The sequence below is a fragment of the Burkholderia sp. BE17 genome (assembly GCF_009362305.1).
In the GTDB taxonomy this organism is placed as follows: Bacteria; Pseudomonadota; Gammaproteobacteria; order Burkholderiales; family Burkholderiaceae; genus Burkholderia; species Burkholderia pyrrocinia_C.
In genome coordinates this window covers 154,662-170,865 of sequence record NZ_WHNU01000003.1, presented here as the reverse complement: position 1 = coordinate 170,865, position 16,204 = coordinate 154,662, and the positions used below count along the sequence as shown (strand labels likewise).

Here is a 16,204-nt window from a genome sequence, read left to right as displayed (position 1 = left end):
GATCGAGTCTACGGATGAAGTGCATCCGCTACCTCAGGGAGCAGGTCTGATCGCGGCCGCACTCGCACGAGCGGCCATGCGTCCTCACCGGTACGAATCCGCCGCGACCGGCCGGCAACCCGCTCACCTCGCTCCGAGGGAACCATGAAATACCAGGAAAGCACGGCAATCGATCGACGCGATCAGGCAACCCGGCAACAGCAGCGCGACGACCTCGCCCGCGCCGACATCGAACGGGCCGACAGGCGTACGCAAAACGACGCCCGCATCGACTCCAATGCGAGCAAGTGGCGCTACTTCCGTCCCGACCATCGGGTGAAGTAAATGACGCGACACTGCTCCCGGCGCAAGCGGCGGTTGACGTTCGCGCCTCGCGTCGTCGTGCGCGCGTCGCGCAGGCTGCACCGCAGACGTTCCAGCATCACGCACATTGGCGCAGACGGGTCGAGAATTCGGCGCTGGCCTTGAGCCGGCACTGCTCCGCACAACGACACCGCTCGGGCGACCGGGCCGGAAATGACTCGCGCGATGCGGGTGAGCGCTTGCAGCGCCATCGTCGACCGCTGCCGTGCTCGAGGGCAGGCGCAGTTTCATTGCTGCTCGTCGAATGGTCGCCAATCTCGATGCCGCCGGCATGAGCGTGACGTTCGAGCCAGCCGCCCGGCGTGCCGAATTCATATTTGCGTAGCGTTTCCGCGTTCCACGCTTCGGCCCGGTACAGCTCGGCGCCGTGCGCTGTCTGCGTCGCCATGCCGCTGACGCGCCAATGTAAAAAGCCGGCGTTTGGCCGGCTTCGATTTCCGCCTTGCTGGGACGGCTCCCCGTTCTGTTTGAGATCGAGGAGATGTGCTACGCCTATGTCAATGGTTCGACAGAAAACCCATGCCCAGACGTTTCCTTGCATCGGAAATGCGTTGCTTGGGTGTGACGGCTTTCCACGAAAGGGTATGGCGTCTTTTCCAGTCAGGACGAACGACGGGCATTCCATCGTCGGTCGCGCGTGCGTCCGCCTGTTCCTGTTGCCCGTCCTGCGAATTCTTTTCTCGTTTAGCGTAATCGTTCATCAACAGGCTCCGTCAAGAAACCGCGTTTAGTCATGGATTGGCTCGCACCGTCCGAGTCGAGATAAAACGGCCCAAGCGATACGGATCGCAACGGCCCACTTCCATCACGGCGTACGCCTTCCATGAGGTCTGCGGCCGATCTGCAGTCTGTGCGTCATATCGAACTATGCGCGTGCGGACTTCGGCAGTCGGTACGCTGTCGTACGGACCGATGGCACGGACCGGTGCGCGACCTCGGTGGCGGTTCTAAAGGCGCTTCAAATCAGGGAGCAAGCGGTCGAATTCTCGCCTGACCACGCCGTAGCATTCGCACACGCGCTTTTCGAGCCCGGAGCGATCCAGTACCTCGATGTGCCCGTAGTTGTACCGGATCAGTCCGGCATCCTGAAGTTTCAGTGCAGCTTCCGTCACGCCCGATCGTCGGACACCGAGCATGTTGGCGATCAACTCCTGCGTCATTTTCAGTTCGCTCGATGGCAGCCGGTCGAGACTGAGCAGCAGCCAGCGGCACAGTTGCTGATCGATCGAGTGATGCCGGTTGCAGACGGCAGTCTGCGCCATCTGCGTGATGAGCGCCTGCGTGTAGCGCAGCAAGAGCCGCTGCATCGAACCGCCTCGACGGAACTCGTCCTTCAGGATGCGTGCATCGAGTCGGTAAGCGTGTCCGGCGCTTTGGACGATCGCGCGGCTCGGGGTCGTTTCGCCCCCCATGAACAGCGCGATGCCGATCAACCCGTCGTTGCCGACGATGGCAATTTCGGCTGACGAGCCGTCCTCCATCACGTACAACAGCGAAACGATGGACGTGGTCGGAAAATAGACATGACTGAGCGCACCACCCGACTCGTACAGCACCTTTCCCAACGGCATGTCGACCAGCACGAGCTGCGGCGAAATATGCGCGAGACCTTCTGGCGGCAAGGCTGCGAGCAGATGATTGTCAATCGGAGAGGGCTGCGCCGGCATAGGTCGCTCCTGCAGTGATTGCGGCCCCTACCCAACGCGAATCGACGCCACGAAACGTCATCGACTCAAGACTCGAACTCGCGAAGCAGACGTTGCGCGAGAATCTTGGCGTCTTCGAGCGCGAGAGCGCACTGATCCCGATCGGAATCGGTCTGGTAGGGGGGATCATCGTTCGGCCCCTCATTGGTGCGGCGCAGATACACATGGCCTCGCTACACACCACGCGCGGATTCCATCACACGAATGCGTGCGAAGTGTGTTTCGGTAGTGAATGTGAAATCGTCCATGATGACTTCCGCGCGTGTTCAATCATCCTAGCACTCCGGGTGAAATCGAACGGATGCGGTCGAAGCCGCGCAGCTCACGTGGAAGCCGGCAAGGACGATCCTTGCGGAGATCCCCTCGCCGGGGTCGACGCGCGGGCTGTCAGTCACGGCTGAACCTCGTACGGCGGAAATGCCGACAGACGTGGATCGTCCACCGCGCCGCCGACGGTGAAGTGATACAGGGATTGCCAGACATGATCCTTCGCGCCGAGCAATGCGTGCATTTCATCGTCGAAAAAGCAGCCGATCCCCGTTGCGCGCACGCCGGCGGCTTCTGCTTCGAGATAGAGCGCCTGGCCCAGCATGCCGCATTCCCAGAACAGATGGCGATAACGCCATGGCTGCTTCAATGCGATTTCGAATCTCGCGATCATCCCGAGCGCGAAGCAGGAATCGGCGCCGATATCCTGGTGGCAGCAGATCAGCCTTGCCGCCGCGCGCAAGTCGTAAGGCAGTAGAAGATAGAGCGGCAGGTCGGCCGGCCCGGTCTTGTGCCACAGCCACTCCGGACGCAGGGATCGCTTCAGGTCCGGCAGTGCGCCCGGGTTTCTTGCGAGCATATAGAGGCCCGGCTCCAGGCCGTCGACACGATGCACCATCAGCGCCGCATGCACCGCGGCAGGAGACGTCAGCGCATTCCACGGCGGCGTGCCGGGATGTGCCAGCAGGCATGTCAGCATGCCGAAAAAAGCCGCGTCGCCGATGCGCGTCGTGCCATCGAAATCCACGGCGCTGCGACGCTGCCTGGCGATCCGGGCGAAGCCGAGATCGAGGGCTGGCGTCGCCGGCGCCGAGCACGGCTCCGGGTTCGGCGACGGCGGTTCGCGAGTACGGGTCTTGTGCGTGGCGCGATGAATCGAATCGATGTCCGGCCAGGTCACATGTCCCGAACTCAGCCGATTGGCGCGTCCGTGCCACTGTGCGCTGTCCAGCGCGATCCGCATGCGCTCGAGATCGGGTCGCGTGTCGGGGTTGCCGATCCAGAGCAAAAGGTCCGGCGCCTCCGTTTCGGCTTCCGTGAAATCTTCGCGGCGGTCCACGCCAAGCAAGCCGGCCACTGCATCATCCGCAGCCGCCTCCATCAACCGTGTCTGCCAGCCGAGCGCGGCGGCTGCGTAACTCATCGCCGCGATGACATGGCCGCAATCCTGTTGGCAGTAGCGCCAGGCGCGCATGCCATATTTCCATGCTTCGCGCCAATGGATCGAGCTTATGCCGACCAGCACACCACTTCCCGAAAACGAGTCGGTCCATTGCGGCGCGTCCACCGCGGCACGATGTTCGAGTGCATGATCCCGGCTCAGGTAGTGGTAGACGCCTGCGGACAAGCCGGGCAGGGCCGGACACAGAAGATAGCCCTCGGTCGGATGCAGATTTCCGCTTGAAGGGTTGCAGCGCAGCGCCCACCGCTCGGCGCCATAGGATTTCCACCCCGACAAGCCGAGCGAGAGTTCGAACAGGATTGCCAGGCTGGACAGATCGAATCGGCGCGCAGGCGGCAGGTTGCCGCAACGCAACGCGTTGTAGCGTGTGGCCAGCGTGTCCGCGGCTAACGGCAGATCAACGCGCGGGGCGCCGTGAAACACCCGGAACGGGTCCGGCTGGGTGGTCCAGTCGAGCCTCCCGGGGCCGGGAGCGTAGAGGTCGAGACGGTGCTTGCTGCGTTCGTGATAATCCAGCAGCGCATGCCTTAACCGATCCATGTCCATCTCAGACCCGGAATACCAGCACGCGCACTGTACAAAACCGGATGGCTGGACGCTTGAGCGCGGCCATCATCACGTCGCGGAATTCGGTGCGCGCCTTCCTTCAACGTCGAATTCGCCGAGGTGCGAATGCTTGTTTTCCGCGAGGGCTTCAGTATGCGAGCGCCAGGAAATAGCCGCGGCCTCGCCTGAGCGAGCCGCCCGGGCTCGCCGCCCGAACGATTGGCGGCCCCGACGCTCGCAGTCGGCTACTCACGGCCCGTGCGGGTCAAAAGGAACGCGCCCGCCGGGTGCATGCGCAAACCGGCCCCTCTCACGAGATCATGTACCTGTTCTGGGGACCGCCCTTGTAAAGGTCTCTGGCGAGCCCCAGAATCCGGTCGCGGTTGCGGTCGAAGGCCGCAAGCAACGCGGGCTCGCTCGAATCCATGTCGGAGTTCAGTTTCGCCAGCATCGCATCGTCGACCAGGAAGGTAATCTCGCGAGCATTGTCGTAGCCCCAGAAGCACACACAGTGTCTGGACATGTCGTAGGTGCGGCTGGGGTTGGGAAAGTGGAGTGCCGCGTCGATTTTTCCCATCTAACTCTCCTGGCAGATATATCGCCACTTGCTCGCGTTGACATCGAGGCGGGCGTCATTTTCGCGCCGCTTCTCGGCGCGCTCGATGTCCGCACGCTTCAGTGCCAGGGCGCGAGACTTCTGCGCGTCGACGTAATCGTTTTGCCTGACGGACGTGGCGGACTTTCCTTCGGTTTGCTTGGGCATGCCGGTTCCCGAAAAATGAATATCACATGTCAGGACCATCGCGGTGACCGAATGTCGTCGTCTGCCCACCGGAGGCACGAACGACTACCCGCGGGCTTGCCGCCGACGGCCTCTCTTGCGCACTGAACTGCCGGATCGAGCCTCGCGGGGAGGCCAGGTTGACGCGCGACGTTCGCAGCGACGACGTTCGCGCGCGGGGTCGTTGTGGTGAGCGTTCTGCGGAGCCGTGCGGACAGGGGAAAGCGTAAGGAGTCGAAACAAAACCGCCGGTCGCGCACATCGAACCTCATGAGAATGCGCCCTATATCACGGCCATGCAAGCGCTATCTCGCGCCAGGGCCATGAACGGCGCGATTTCCTCCAGGCCACACTACTGTCATCAAACCGGACTCGGCGGCGGCTGGCCGGCGCTTTTCCCGGCCCCACGGCTCAAGAAACGCGCAGCGTGCGCGGCGACGTGTTCGGCGTCGCGCACGACCGTCGTCACTGTCGTGGAGAGCGGGATCGGAACCGCATCGTCGACCACGCCGTCAGTGCTTGTGGTGCATCCAGCTCATGTGATGTGCATCAAGCCACTGAATCATCCCTTCGCCCTTGTGGTCGCGCAGGTAACGTAGCGCCAGCATGACCACGATGGCGAGCACGACCGCCAGGCCAACTACAAAGCTAATCATCGACTGAGTCATGGCAGCCTCCTTGACAGGTCGCGACCATCTTTACATTGTAGGTGATGCCCTCGCGGAAACCAGCGTCCGGCACGGCTTCTGTCCCTCAGGAAAACGAATCAGCGTCTCCCCGGGCCGGCGGTCGATGGAGGCCGGCCGCTTCGCTTCGGTTCCGGGCGATTTTCCGGTCCGCCGGACAAAAAGGGGCCTGCGTTTGGCTGGCATCTGCCGTACGCGAAAACGAAATACCGCCGGCAAGCCGGCGGCAAAAGATGCGTCCACGGATCGGATGACGTGGCGCACCTGAGGCACTCGATTCCGCGAGCGACGGTCATTCGGCAGTCGATGACCCGCGAGACGCTGCTGCGCCGGAGGCGCCCGCTCAGTTCTGCGTGAGCGGATTCAGCGTCGTGCACAGGAAACCCGTGCAGTTCGTCGGCTTGAAATAGAACGACGCCATCACCGGAGTCGTCGTGCCGAGCGCGAGATCGCCCAGATACGCGGAACCCTGCGCGCCGAAATCGTTCGACTGCTGGACGAAGCCGGCGCCGGTCGCCTGGACCGCAGCCGACTGGTACGTGAAGGTCGGCGACTGCGTCTGGTCCTTCACGTAGACCCACGAAATCGTGCTGCCGAACAGCATCCCGCCTTTCGCACGATAACCCTTCGCGCCTTCGCTGTTGGCCTGCGCGACGAAGTCGCTGACGCTCGACGTCGGCACCAGCGCATCGTACGTGTAGGTTGCGTTCGACGCGTTGTTCTTCATGTACACGTTCGCCTGCACCGATCCGACCATCATCGGGCCCACGAACCAGTAGCCCGACTGGCCCTGGCCGTTCGCCTGCGTGAGGAACGCGTTCGTGTCGGCCGGCAGGCCCGTTGTCGCGTACGTATAGGTAGCGGACGAGCCGCCGTCCTTGCGATAGAGATAGCCGTACGTGAGCGGCCCTTCGAAGCGGTATCCGCTCGCGCCTTGCGTGTTGGCCTGGCTGACGAAGCCCGTCATGTCGGCCGGTGTCGATTGCAACTGGTACGTGTACGTCTGCACGGTGCCGTCGCTCACGAAGATCGAGCGCGACCCGCCGTTGGACGCGTTGTAGAAGTAGTCGCCCAGATAACGATAGCCCTTCGCGCCTTCGCTGTTGAGCAGCGTCAGGAAGCTCGCCTGATCCGCCGCGGTCGGCTGGGCGTCGTAGCGCAGCGTCAGCGTGCTGCCGCCCGAGCCACCCGAACCGCCGCTGCCGCCGGAACCCGTGCCGCCGCTTCCGCCGTTATTGCTCGTGCCCGATCCGGCGCCGGACGATGCGGGTGACGAATTGTCGTCGCCGCCGCAAGCGGTCAGCGCCAGGCAGGTCAATGCGATCAATGCAACGGCTTTCATCGGAGTCACCTCGAAACGGAAAGGACGAACGAATCCGGTACGCGCGGACAGCACCGCGCGCATGGACAGTCATGTACGGAAATCGGCCGGCGGCGCACCGCCGGCCCGGGGACGTCAGTTGACCTGGAGCTGGCCGCCGCGGCCGAGGCCGCCCTTGACGTCCTGCGCCTTGTAGCTGCGCAGTGCGACGACCATCTTGTTGTACGCATCGATGAACGCGACGACCGTCGCCTTGCCTTCCGGCGTCGACGAGAAACCGGCCAGCGCGCCGCCCACGCCGCCGCCGAAACCGCCCAGCGCCGCGCCGTAGTTGGTCGCCGTCGAGCTGCCTTCCGACGCCGCGATCTGCACGGCCGAGCGCACGTCGAACAGCGTCAGGGTGACGACCGATGCCTTCGCCTGCAGGTGGCCGGCCACCGCCGCGACCGCGCCGTTGCCGATCAGCCCGCCGATCATGCTGCCGATGCCGCCGATCGGCGAATCGTTGATGACGATCTGCGGTTCCATGTAGTAATCGGCCGCGACACGCTGGCCCTTCTGCTGCTTCGAGCCCGCGCGGTATTCGCCGGAGCTGCGCTGCAGCTGCGTGATGCGCGACAGGCGCGCATCGCTCTTCTGGTTGCCGATCGACGTGATCACGAAGCAGTTCGACTGCTGGACCGCCAGGCGCAGCAGCGGGTCGATCGTCGTCATCTTGGTCGCGCTGCCGAACGGGCCCCACCAGTCGGCGTTGCGGCCGTCGTCGACGGCGATCGTGCCGAGCGGCGACGTGCAGCGCTGCAGCCCCGAATCGGCGCCCGCGCTCGTGCCGCCTGCCGCGGCGCCTGTCACGCCGGCGTTCTGGCCGCCGGGCGTCACCACGCCGCCGCAACCCGCGACGGACGTGCAAAGCGCTGCAACCAGCGCACCTTGGGTGAGGCGATGGGAAAGGATGGTCTTCATGTCGTTATCGTTCGATAGAGTCGTTATTCGGCTTACGTGTCCGTACGAACGTCGATAAGCCCCCCGGCGTGGCGCGCGATGGTGGTCTCCCCGCTGCCGCCCCCGTTGCTTCCGGCCCGGTCAGTAGTACCAGTACGTCTGATTCCAGACGCCGTAGTACGGATAGCCCGAGTTCCAGTAGCCGTAATAGACGTCACGCCATTGCGTGCGCCATTTCCAGTCTTCTTCGTCGTCCTTCTTCGCTTTCCGCGCGAGCTCGAGCAGCTTCTTCGATTCCTTGTCGCCGCGGCCGGCCGCGATCGACAGCCACTTGTCCGCTTCGCGCGGATCCGAGCCCATTTCCTCGAGGCCGAACAGGTAGAAGCCGCCGAGCGCCTTCTGCGCCTGCAGGTCGCCGCGCTCGGCTGCGTCGCGCATCCATTTGAGTGCCTGGTAGCTGTCCTGGCGCACACCGTCGCCGCGGAAATAACGCAGGCCGAGGTCGTAGGCGGCTTTCGGCTGGGTTTTCGCGGCCTGCTTCAGCGTGACGATTCGCGGGTCTTCGCGATCTTCCGCGTCGCCCCTATTTTGGTAGGAGACCTGATCTTTAGGTCGATAGGAACAACCGGTGTCGTCGCAGATCCGCACCGTGTTGCTCGTCACTGACGGATCCTGCGCGCACGCGGCCAGCAGCAACAGCAGCCCCGGTGCGAGTAAACGGCGGTACATGGGTACTTTCCTCGAGTTTTATTTGCGCCGACTGCTTCGCGCGATCCCGCCCCGCGAGCGTGCACCGGTTTGCGCGCGGCGCGGCGAATACCATCCGCCAGTGCCGGCACATAGCCCTAGGCTCTCTCAGGTTCTCTTTTCGTCTTGCATTACCACTGCACCGTCAGAAGCCGGCGAGGTGCACAGGGCGCCGCTCCGGCATTCTTTCAATTCCGCCACGGTGCCCGCTACCGCACCGTCGAGCGGTAAATCGACGGCCGGCGTTCCTGTTTTTTCAAAGCACGCATCATCGACCGTCATTTTCCAGTTTCAAATGATACATATCGGTCTATATCATAGTCAAGACAACTTGCGAACGCGTATCAAGGCCAGGCCCGCCAAGTCCGGGAGGTCGGTGGCGAGACCGGATGTGACCGAGCGGTACGATGCTAGAATGTTCGATCTGCGCAGTCGGAAGAATCAAGGAGGGAACCGTTCGTGCGAGCCAGCAAACGCCAGTTGGTGGTAGACAAAGCTACCGAACTGTTCTCGATGCACGGTTTTCATCCGGTCGGCGTCGACTGGATCATCGACGATTCTCGCGTCGCCCGAATGACGCTGTATCGGCATTTTCCGAGCAAGGACGAACTGATCCGGGAAGTGCTGGTCCAGCGTTACGACCTGATCGTAGGCAGTATCGACGCCCAACTGCAGCACGTCACCAATCCGGTCGAGCGGGTCAAGACGATTTTCGACTGGTACGAAGCATGGTTCAATACGCCGGCATTCGCCGGCTGCCTGTTCGAGCGCGCGTTGGCCGAATTCGGAACGGCGTATGCGCCCATCTCGGATGTCGCGATCCGCTATCGCCGCAAGATGGTGGAATGGATCGCCGAACTGCTCGCGGATCTCGTTTCGCCCGAAACGGCACAACGGCTGGCGGCCGTCTATATGATGCTGCTGGACGGTGCGACAGTCGAAGCGAGAGCGTTCAACGATTCGGCGTCTGCAGGGCGGGCGTGGCAAGCTGCAAAAGCGCTTCTGGAACAGGAACTGCGTGCCGACACCGAGCACGCGAAACATGCGGACGCCCATACGCAACGCGCGTGATCCGAGTGGGGCCGGAACGTCGCCGGCTAATTCCCGAAAACTTGATGGCGATCAAGCTGCCACAAGCCGCGCGCGCAAAAAATTACCGCGTGCAATACCTTGGTTTGCCACCGGGAGACACTCATGGGCACCAGCACTTCAACCTTCCAGGCAGGGGCTCCTCTCCAAAGGGTACTGATCGCAATCGACGGCTCCGTTGCATCCGACCGGGCGGTCGCCTTTGCACGACACATCGTTCCATCGAATGCGTCGGTACACATCGTGAGTATTGCGGAAAATCCGCGAACGCTCGTTCCGCTCGGATCACAGGCCACGTCATTTCTCGAGGCCGCGCGCAACGAGTTGCTTAAAGACGCATCCGACTCCGTGTCACGCGCCAAAATCGAAATGCAGCGCGACGATATCGACATCGACACGGAAGTAATCGACCTGTCCAAGCATGGCGGCGATATCGTGCGAGCGCTGGTCGAGAGTACGGAAGTTCGCCAGGCCGACCTTCTGATCGTCGGTGCACATCAGCACCATGGCTTGCGCAGATGGATTGAAGGAACGGTTTCGGGTCCGCTTGCCAGACTGGTTCGTTGCCCGCTGCTTATCGTTCCGGAAAGTTTCGTCTCGACTGCCGAGCATCTGCCGCAGCGGATCCTGTTTGCCGTTGACGGAAGTCCCCTGGCGCTCCACGCATTGCGAGCCGGATTGCAGTTCTCGAGACCTGACACCGAGTTGCGCGCGATCTACGTACAGGATCGCGCCGTATCGCTGGGCGACTTCGTACCTGTCGAGACGATAGAAGGCGCATTGATCAACGAAGGAAATCAGGCGCTGCAAGAAGCCACGGCCACGCTCGATGGCGTAACCGTGCACTCACAGTCACAACTGCTTCAAACGGATCGAACCGGCGCGGACGTTTCCCAGGTCATCGTGCGCGACGCCATCGAATGGAATGCGGACATGATCGTCATGGGCACCCATGGGCGGCGAGGCGTCGCGGGCTGGGTTGTCGGTAGCGTTGCCGGCCGCGTCGCGCGGATCACGAAGACGCCTGTCCTTCTCGTGAATGCGCCTCGTGCGTGACGCGTTTTTTGTCACGCATCCGTTCCGACCGCGTGGAACAGTTCCTCCTCTTGAGCACAATGCAGGCGCACGATTGCTTCCAGCCCGTACAGCAAGCGTTGTACTGCCTGCATCTGCATCGCGTCCGGTCCGTCATCCGGCATGTCCGCGACCATCTGCCTGAGCGACCGGACCATCTTGAAAATTTCCCTGTGCGCGCTGCTCATCGCCGCGAGCGGGTCCTCGCCACCGAGAAGCGGCGCGAGACGCGGGTAGACGTCGAGGTCGTCGGACTGTTCGTGAGGCAGAAGCCGTTCGTCCAGCGAGTCGATTACATGAGCGAGTTCGTTCGCCATGATTGCACCGGATAGCTTCGGTATGCGATCTGCCAGATCCCTGATCTGGTCCATCAGCGGCGCCAATGCCGAATGCTCGCTCTTGAGTTTTTCGACGTCGATGTCGGCGAGGCGAGCCTCCGTCGACATCGGGCGCGCAAGTGACGCCCGTAACGCATTGATGATGACGACGACGTCGATGACCTCCTGAATCACCGCACCGGCGATCGGCTGCAGGAATCCCAACGCAGCAATCGTCATGGCGGCGACAGACAACGACATGCCAATCACCACGCTCTGCAGCGCAATCCGGCGCGACCGCCGGGCGATACGCATCGCGTCCACGAGTCGATCCAGCCGATCCACCAGCAGTACCACGTCGGCCGCTTCCGACGACGCCGCCGCCCCGCGCGCACCCATCGCAATACCGACGTCGGCCGCCACCAGCGCTGGCGCGTCATTCACGCCGTCGCCCACCATGATCACTACGCCCTCCTTGCGAGCTGCCCGAATTGCAGCAAGCTTGTCCGTTGGCGTTTGCTCGGCGCGCACATCGGTTACGCCCAACAGTTCGCCAACGGTTTCCGCAATGTCCCGCCGGTCGCCGGTCAGCATGATGAGACGCTTGACGCCCTCGCGCTTCAGCAGCCGCAATGCCCTCGGCGTTTCCAGCCGCACCTGGTCGGCCATTTGAATTGCGCCGATCATCGCGCCATCCACCCCGACGAATACAGCGGCCCCGCCCTGGCTGCCGACTCGCCGAAGGAAGGCGTCGCTCCAGGGCACAACGGTCGAACGGGCGGACACGTACTCGAACTTGCCGATTGCGACGGTCCGGTTGTCGACCTGGCCCGTCACGCCTTCACCGGCCGTTTCCTTGACGGCCGACGGCGGAGAAAGGTCGACGTGGCGTTCCCGCGCCGCGACCGTCAACGCATCCGAGATGACATGCCCCGAAGCTTGCGCCAACGATGCCGCAAAACGCAGCACATCGTGCGTTTCGGCATCCGGGCCGCACTCGATCGAAACGATGCGCGCCCGGCCTCCCGTCAGCGTCCCTGTCTTGTCGAAGAAGAGAATCGTCGCTTGCGCAAGACGTTCCAGCGCGCCGCCGCCCTTGACCAGAACGCCTCGCTTCGAACAGCGCGACATCCCGGAAACGATTGCCACCGGCACTGCGAGGATCAACGGACATGGAGTGGCTACAACGAGCACGGCAAGCGCGCGTGCAACGTCGCCTGTCACCAGCCAGGAGATACCCGCGATCAGCAGCGAAACCAGCACGAAGAATGCCGCATAGCGATCCGCAAGACGGACGGCCGGACTGCGCTCGCGTTGCGCACTCTCGACCATCCGGACGATGCCGGCAAATGTGCTGTCGCCGACCGTCGCACGGGCGACCATTTCAAACGGAGCGCCGGCGTTTACCACGCCGCTGCATGCGAGCTCCCCGGAGCTTCGCCGCTGGGTCGACGACTCGCCCGTCAGCATGGATTCGTCCAGTTCCGCGTCGTTGGCCAGCGTGCCGTCGACCGGCACGAATTCGCCGCTTCGCACAAGCAGCCGATCGCCGGGGCGGATGGTTTCCAGCGCGACAGAACGCCATTCACCGTTCTCGAATCGGATTGCCTGCCGGGGCGCACGGCTGAGCAGCGCGGTCATCTCGCGTTGCGCGCGATCTTGCGCATACTGTTCGAGGGTACGTCCGCTGGCCAGCATCAATGCAATGACGGCGGCAGTCAGCGTCTCGTCGAGCGCCATCGCCAGCCCGATCGCCAGCCACGCGAGAACATCGATGCCGGCCTGCCGCTTCAAGACGGCCTTTGCAATGGATACGGTCAACGCGAGCAAGACCGGCATCGTGCCCAGCAGCCAGACGACTCGCGCGAGTGAAGGCAAGCCGAACGCAACGCACATGCCTCCACCGGCGAGCGTAACGGCCGCGAAGACCAGCAACATGAAATCGATAGACCTGGGAATTCGAGGCATGACGATATTTCAGATCCCCGTGCATGGACGTGTTCGGTGAACCCGAATCCGGTCGCGGATGGCGTTGCATCAGTCTAGGAAATGCCTCCGTCCGACGCTTGACCTGGGTCAGGACGACGTGCCTCCGGCGAAATGCGGGCCCGCCGCCTTGCTTGACGTGAGTCAAGCCGTCGACGCCTTTCGTCAGCAAAATGGGATCGTGATGCCGGATGGCCTGGAGTCGATATCGTGCTAACGCTGGCCGTGCTGTTCCTGGTGATTCTTCTGCTGAATCTCATACCGGCGTTCGCCCCTCCGACCTGGATGGCGATGTCGTGGGTGGGGTTCAATCTGCCTGCCGGAAATCCGTTGATCTTTGCCGTCGTCGCGGCTGGCGCATCGACAACGGGGCGCGTCATTCTGGCTACCTTCGCGAGGTCGCTCGTCCGGTCCCGCTGGATACGGGAATCGGATCGCGAGAATATCGACATCGCCACACACTGGCTGCGGAAACACAAGACGCTGACCGCGAGCGCATTCTTTTTCTATGCATTGAGCCCGCTTCCATCGAACTATCTGTTCATCGCGTATGGGCTCTCGGGGTTGCCGCTCAAAATCATTGCTGCGGCGTTCTTCATCGGCCGCACGATGACCTATGCGATCTGGGCGCTCCTCGGCCGCTTTGCGTCGACCCGGCTGGATGTGGAATCTCAGCTCGAAGGCACTTACCTCGGCGGATACTTCGTCGTCACGCAACTGGTATTGCTCGGCTTAGTCTTCGCGTTGATGAAGCTCAATTGGCGTGCACTCGTCAACGAACGTCGATTGACGTTTCGACGCGGTCATCGTCCGGGTAACTCGGGGTGATATGAGCGGGCGCTCCGGGAGAGTGTGGCGGGCAAACGCGCAACCAAGCTGCACCGATCCACCGCCGAGGCAGCATTCTGAACGAGCGTGCCGGCAGCCCCTTCTTGTCTATGCACCCCGAATTTCCGACGCGATTTCGGTGACGCTTTCCCGCTTGCGGGGATCGACGTGCGTCATCACGTTCAGAACACGATGATGTCTCATCACGCGAGCACGCGCGTCGACAGCGATGTCATGCCCTTGAGCAACGGTGAGATCGGCATCGATGTCGAGATGCACGTCGACGAGGATCAGATCGCCCGTCTTTCGCGTGCGCAGGTCGTGCGCGTCAAGCACGCCCGGTGTCGTACGTAGCGTCGCGAGGATCGCCTGCACATCTTTGGCGTCGGCCGATCGATCCATCAGGTCGTGCAATGCGTCCCAACCGAAAGTAGCGCCCATTTTCACGATCATCCCGCCGACGATCAGCGCGGCAATGGGATCAAGGAGCGGGTAACCGAGCAAATTGCCGACGATGCCGAACCCGACCACCAGAGAGGACGCGGCATCCGAGCGCGCATGCCATGCGTTGGCGACCAACATGCTCGATTTCACCCGCGTTGCAACCGCAAGCATGTAACGGAACAAGCTTTCCTTCGCGAAAAGCGCAATAACCGCGACCCATAGAGCAACCGCGTGGACGCGCTGGATTGCTTCCGGATGTTCCAGTTTCTGTATCGCGGACCAGAGCATCCCGCCACCGACCAGTAGCAGGATCAATGCAAGTGCAAGCGATGCGCCGGTCTCGAAGCGCTGATGTCCGTACGGATGCTTTGCGTCAACGGGCTTCCTGCTATGGTGACTGGCCACCAGGACGACGCAATCCGCGAGCAAATCGGACAAGGAATGAATACCGTCTGCAACGAGACCTTGCGATCGAGACAGGACACCTATCGCCACCTGTCCGATGCTTAGCACGAGATTCACCGCGACGCTCACCCAGGTGCTTCGAGTGGCTGCCACGGCCGCCGCTGGCGTCGCTTCCGCAACGATCTCCGGGAATTCATCGCTGTTTTTTGATGTCACGATCCGTGTCACATTCCAAGGATTGAGCGAACCGGATCGGCACGTGCTTACCGGTCATGGCATGTCAGCAAGTCGAGAACACGGGGCAAGGACGCATGCTGTCCTGGTGCAAACGTTCACAGCGTAACTTCGTCGAACGCCATTAGCGCACGAGCAGCATGCATCATCGACGGTTCGGCGCACATTTGACCAGAACGCGATCCCCGGTATGCGTTCGATAGTATTGACGGTCACTCGCCGGCACTTGATCTGAAACAAAGGATCTCCCGCCCTTCTCTATACGGTTGAATACACGAAAATGGTTTGGAGACTTCCATGTCCAGAACGAATACGTTCACCGTTGCTTGCCTGCTCGGCGTCGCAATCGCGATGACGGTCAGTTTGGCCAACGCCCAGCCACGTCAGCCCGCTCGCAGTATGGCAAGTGAGGCAGGAGGCATGATTTACGGCAGCCAGTTGATGACGCCGGCCGAGCGGAATGAATACCGTGCTCGTATGCTCGCCGCGGCGTCGGACGCCGAGCGCGAAAAAATACGTGACGAACACCACGCCGAAATGCAGAAGCGAGCAAAAGCACGTGGCATCAAGCTCCCGGACGTTCCCCCCCATATGAAGGGCATGCATCGGGGACAAGGCATGGGTATGGGCATGGGCTACATGCACGGCCAACCTGGCGGTCCCGGAAACGGCGCGGCCAGCCAATGATCACATGGTTCGGCGCGTCCGGTGCCGAACGCGCCGGTACCGCTGCTCTGGCCGCTCCCAAGACCTCCGACAACGCGTACAAACTGTGGGCTCTCAGAAATGGTGTCTTTGGCCCCCTAGACAAATCAAGGACTTGGACATCTTTTCTGAGACGACTGCATGCTGCTCGTCTCAGAAAAGATGTCCTTGGGCACGGAAATTCTCAAAGAAGTCGTCTTTGGGATGCAGCCCGTTCCGTCAGCATCTCCGAACAGAACGTGGTAATGAACACCGTCACAGAAACTCGACCAAGAATCTGAAGAGCCTCGAATCCATACGTGCTCTGAATGTGCAAATAGTGTGCACATCGCAGGCCATGAAGGATTCTGACCCCATCGGCGACTCAGCGCCGCCCGGCAGCTTTGATCAGTTCATGGCGTCCTTGCGAGACCCCGAAAACATCGCGCCTGTCATCCCGGCGCGATGGTTCGCTGCCGTCTTGCACATCGATATGCAGACACTCGCAAGGCTCGCCCATGTACATCGCAATACGACGGGCCGCTTGGCCGGCTTCGAAAGCGTGCAGAAATTCCTTCGAGTGGCACTTCGGGTCGTCTGA

General features: G+C 62.2%; 19 protein-coding genes. 6 read left to right on the top strand and 13 right to left on the bottom strand.

Translation table 11 applies throughout. The features are described from left to right. Positions 1-144: 144 nt before the first annotated feature. Positions 145-324: a hypothetical protein gene (locus GD429_RS04755; protein ID WP_152855899.1), complete on the top strand. Its 180-nt coding sequence runs from the start codon at positions 145-147 to the stop codon at positions 322-324. 97 nt (positions 325-421) lie between these two features. Here the strand turns inward: GD429_RS04755 and GD429_RS04750 are convergent, their stop codons facing one another. The 11 genes from GD429_RS04750 to GD429_RS40280 form a co-directional block, all read right to left on the bottom strand. Then, on the bottom strand, positions 422-904 hold the full coding sequence (locus GD429_RS04750; RefSeq protein WP_152855898.1) for a hypothetical protein: 483 nt from the start codon (positions 902-904) through the stop codon (positions 422-424). Further along, positions 861-1,064 (bottom strand): hypothetical protein, encoded by a 204-nt coding sequence (locus tag GD429_RS04745; RefSeq protein ID WP_152855897.1) that lies wholly within the window; start codon positions 1,062-1,064, stop codon positions 861-863. Before GD429_RS04745 ends, GD429_RS04750 begins: the two co-directional genes overlap by 44 nt. Positions 1,065-1,310: 246 nt before the next feature. Continuing rightward, positions 1,311-2,030 (bottom strand): Crp/Fnr family transcriptional regulator, encoded by a 720-nt coding sequence (locus tag GD429_RS04740; RefSeq protein WP_152855896.1) that lies wholly within the window; start codon positions 2,028-2,030, stop codon positions 1,311-1,313. Positions 2,031-2,460: 430 nt separating this feature from the next. Next, positions 2,461-4,059 carry a SagB/ThcOx family dehydrogenase gene (locus tag GD429_RS04730; protein WP_152855895.1) on the bottom strand — a complete coding sequence of 533 codons (1,599 nt, stop codon included), beginning with the start codon at positions 4,057-4,059 and terminating at the stop codon, positions 2,461-2,463. A 316-nt stretch (positions 4,060-4,375) separates the two neighbouring features. Next, complete coding sequence (locus tag GD429_RS04725) at positions 4,376-4,642, bottom strand: DUF1488 domain-containing protein (RefSeq protein ID WP_152855894.1); 267 nt, start codon at positions 4,640-4,642, stop codon at positions 4,376-4,378. Then, entirely contained in the window at positions 4,643-4,828 is a 186-nt protein-coding gene (locus tag GD429_RS04720) for a hypothetical protein (protein ID WP_152855893.1), read from the bottom strand. Between the two features lie 530 nt (positions 4,829-5,358). After that, positions 5,359-5,514 (bottom strand): hypothetical protein, encoded by a 156-nt coding sequence (locus tag GD429_RS40285; protein WP_193727054.1) that lies wholly within the window; start codon positions 5,512-5,514, stop codon positions 5,359-5,361. A gap of 361 nt (positions 5,515-5,875) precedes the next feature. Beyond that, positions 5,876-6,874 carry a hypothetical protein gene (locus tag GD429_RS04715; protein ID WP_152855892.1) on the bottom strand — a complete coding sequence of 333 codons (999 nt, stop codon included), beginning with the start codon at positions 6,872-6,874 and terminating at the stop codon, positions 5,876-5,878. A 114-nt stretch (positions 6,875-6,988) separates the two neighbouring features. Next, positions 6,989-7,816: a hypothetical protein gene (locus GD429_RS04710; protein ID WP_152855891.1), complete on the bottom strand. Its 828-nt coding sequence runs from the start codon at positions 7,814-7,816 to the stop codon at positions 6,989-6,991. A 120-nt stretch (positions 7,817-7,936) separates the two neighbouring features. Continuing rightward, positions 7,937-8,524, bottom strand: a complete 588-nt coding sequence (locus GD429_RS04705) for a tetratricopeptide repeat protein (protein WP_152855890.1) — start codon at positions 8,522-8,524, stop codon at positions 7,937-7,939. A gap of 126 nt (positions 8,525-8,650) precedes the next feature. Next, complete coding sequence (locus tag GD429_RS40280) at positions 8,651-8,824, bottom strand: hypothetical protein (RefSeq protein WP_193727053.1); 174 nt, start codon at positions 8,822-8,824, stop codon at positions 8,651-8,653. A 177-nt stretch (positions 8,825-9,001) separates the two neighbouring features. On the opposite strand from GD429_RS40280, the gene GD429_RS04700 reads away from it, so the two are divergent. Together GD429_RS04700 and GD429_RS04695 are read left to right on the top strand one after the other, a co-directional pair. Next, positions 9,002-9,613: a TetR/AcrR family transcriptional regulator gene (locus GD429_RS04700; RefSeq protein WP_321574405.1), complete on the top strand. Its 612-nt coding sequence runs from the start codon at positions 9,002-9,004 to the stop codon at positions 9,611-9,613. A gap of 123 nt (positions 9,614-9,736) precedes the next feature. Beyond that, positions 9,737-10,687, top strand: coding sequence for a universal stress protein (locus GD429_RS04695; protein ID WP_152855889.1), 951 nt, complete (start codon positions 9,737-9,739; stop codon positions 10,685-10,687). A gap of 11 nt (positions 10,688-10,698) precedes the next feature. On the opposite strand, the gene GD429_RS04690 is transcribed toward GD429_RS04695, so the two are convergent. After that, positions 10,699-12,990 (bottom strand): heavy metal translocating P-type ATPase, encoded by a 2,292-nt coding sequence (locus GD429_RS04690; RefSeq protein ID WP_152855888.1) that lies wholly within the window; start codon positions 12,988-12,990, stop codon positions 10,699-10,701. A 228-nt stretch (positions 12,991-13,218) separates the two neighbouring features. Here GD429_RS04690 and GD429_RS04685 point away from each other — a divergent pair, with 228 nt between their 5' ends. Beyond that, positions 13,219-13,836, top strand: coding sequence for a hypothetical protein (locus tag GD429_RS04685; protein WP_321574404.1), 618 nt, complete (start codon positions 13,219-13,221; stop codon positions 13,834-13,836). A 108-nt stretch (positions 13,837-13,944) separates the two neighbouring features. On the opposite strand, the gene GD429_RS04680 is transcribed toward GD429_RS04685, so the two are convergent. After that, positions 13,945-14,901, bottom strand: coding sequence for a cation diffusion facilitator family transporter (locus GD429_RS04680; protein ID WP_415748926.1), 957 nt, complete (start codon positions 14,899-14,901; stop codon positions 13,945-13,947). A 315-nt stretch (positions 14,902-15,216) separates the two neighbouring features. On the opposite strand from GD429_RS04680, the gene GD429_RS04670 reads away from it, so the two are divergent. After that, the gene (locus GD429_RS04670; protein WP_152855886.1) at positions 15,217-15,606 is read left to right on the top strand and encodes a hypothetical protein; all 390 of its coding nucleotides are present in this window, start codon (positions 15,217-15,219) and stop codon (positions 15,604-15,606) included. Between the two features lie 355 nt (positions 15,607-15,961). Further along, on the top strand, positions 15,962-16,204 hold the full coding sequence (locus tag GD429_RS41985) for a hypothetical protein (RefSeq protein ID WP_415748925.1): 243 nt from the start codon (positions 15,962-15,964) through the stop codon (positions 16,202-16,204).

What these genes read in the sequence shown, in the direction of transcription:
- GD429_RS04755 (WP_152855899.1), top strand. Translation starts at nt 145, where the DNA reads ATGAAATACCAGGAAAGCACGGCAATCGATCGACGCGATCAGGCAACC.
- GD429_RS04750 (WP_152855898.1), bottom strand. Translation starts at nt 904, where the DNA reads ATGCAAGGAAACGTCTGGGCATGGGTTTTCTGTCGAACCATTGACATA.
- GD429_RS04745 (WP_152855897.1), bottom strand. Translation starts at nt 1,064, where the DNA reads ATGAACGATTACGCTAAACGAGAAAAGAATTCGCAGGACGGGCAACAG.
- GD429_RS04740 (WP_152855896.1), bottom strand. Translation starts at nt 2,030, where the DNA reads ATGCCGGCGCAGCCCTCTCCGATTGACAATCATCTGCTCGCAGCCTTG.
- GD429_RS04730 (WP_152855895.1), bottom strand. Translation starts at nt 4,059, where the DNA reads ATGGATCGGTTAAGGCATGCGCTGCTGGATTATCACGAACGCAGCAAG.
- GD429_RS04725 (WP_152855894.1), bottom strand. Translation starts at nt 4,642, where the DNA reads ATGGGAAAAATCGACGCGGCACTCCACTTTCCCAACCCCAGCCGCACC.
- GD429_RS04720 (WP_152855893.1), bottom strand. Translation starts at nt 4,828, where the DNA reads ATGCCCAAGCAAACCGAAGGAAAGTCCGCCACGTCCGTCAGGCAAAAC.
- GD429_RS40285 (WP_193727054.1), bottom strand. Translation starts at nt 5,514, where the DNA reads ATGACTCAGTCGATGATTAGCTTTGTAGTTGGCCTGGCGGTCGTGCTC.
- GD429_RS04715 (WP_152855892.1), bottom strand. Translation starts at nt 6,874, where the DNA reads ATGAAAGCCGTTGCATTGATCGCATTGACCTGCCTGGCGCTGACCGCT.
- GD429_RS04710 (WP_152855891.1), bottom strand. Translation starts at nt 7,816, where the DNA reads ATGAAGACCATCCTTTCCCATCGCCTCACCCAAGGTGCGCTGGTTGCA.
- GD429_RS04705 (WP_152855890.1), bottom strand. Translation starts at nt 8,524, where the DNA reads ATGTACCGCCGTTTACTCGCACCGGGGCTGCTGTTGCTGCTGGCCGCG.
- GD429_RS40280 (WP_193727053.1), bottom strand. Translation starts at nt 8,824, where the DNA reads ATGACGGTCGATGATGCGTGCTTTGAAAAAACAGGAACGCCGGCCGTC.
- GD429_RS04695 (WP_152855889.1), top strand. Translation starts at nt 9,737, where the DNA reads ATGGGCACCAGCACTTCAACCTTCCAGGCAGGGGCTCCTCTCCAAAGG.
- GD429_RS04690 (WP_152855888.1), bottom strand. Translation starts at nt 12,990, where the DNA reads ATGCCTCGAATTCCCAGGTCTATCGATTTCATGTTGCTGGTCTTCGCG.
- GD429_RS04670 (WP_152855886.1), top strand. Translation starts at nt 15,217, where the DNA reads ATGTCCAGAACGAATACGTTCACCGTTGCTTGCCTGCTCGGCGTCGCA.
- GD429_RS41985 (WP_415748925.1), top strand. Translation starts at nt 15,962, where the DNA reads ATGAAGGATTCTGACCCCATCGGCGACTCAGCGCCGCCCGGCAGCTTT.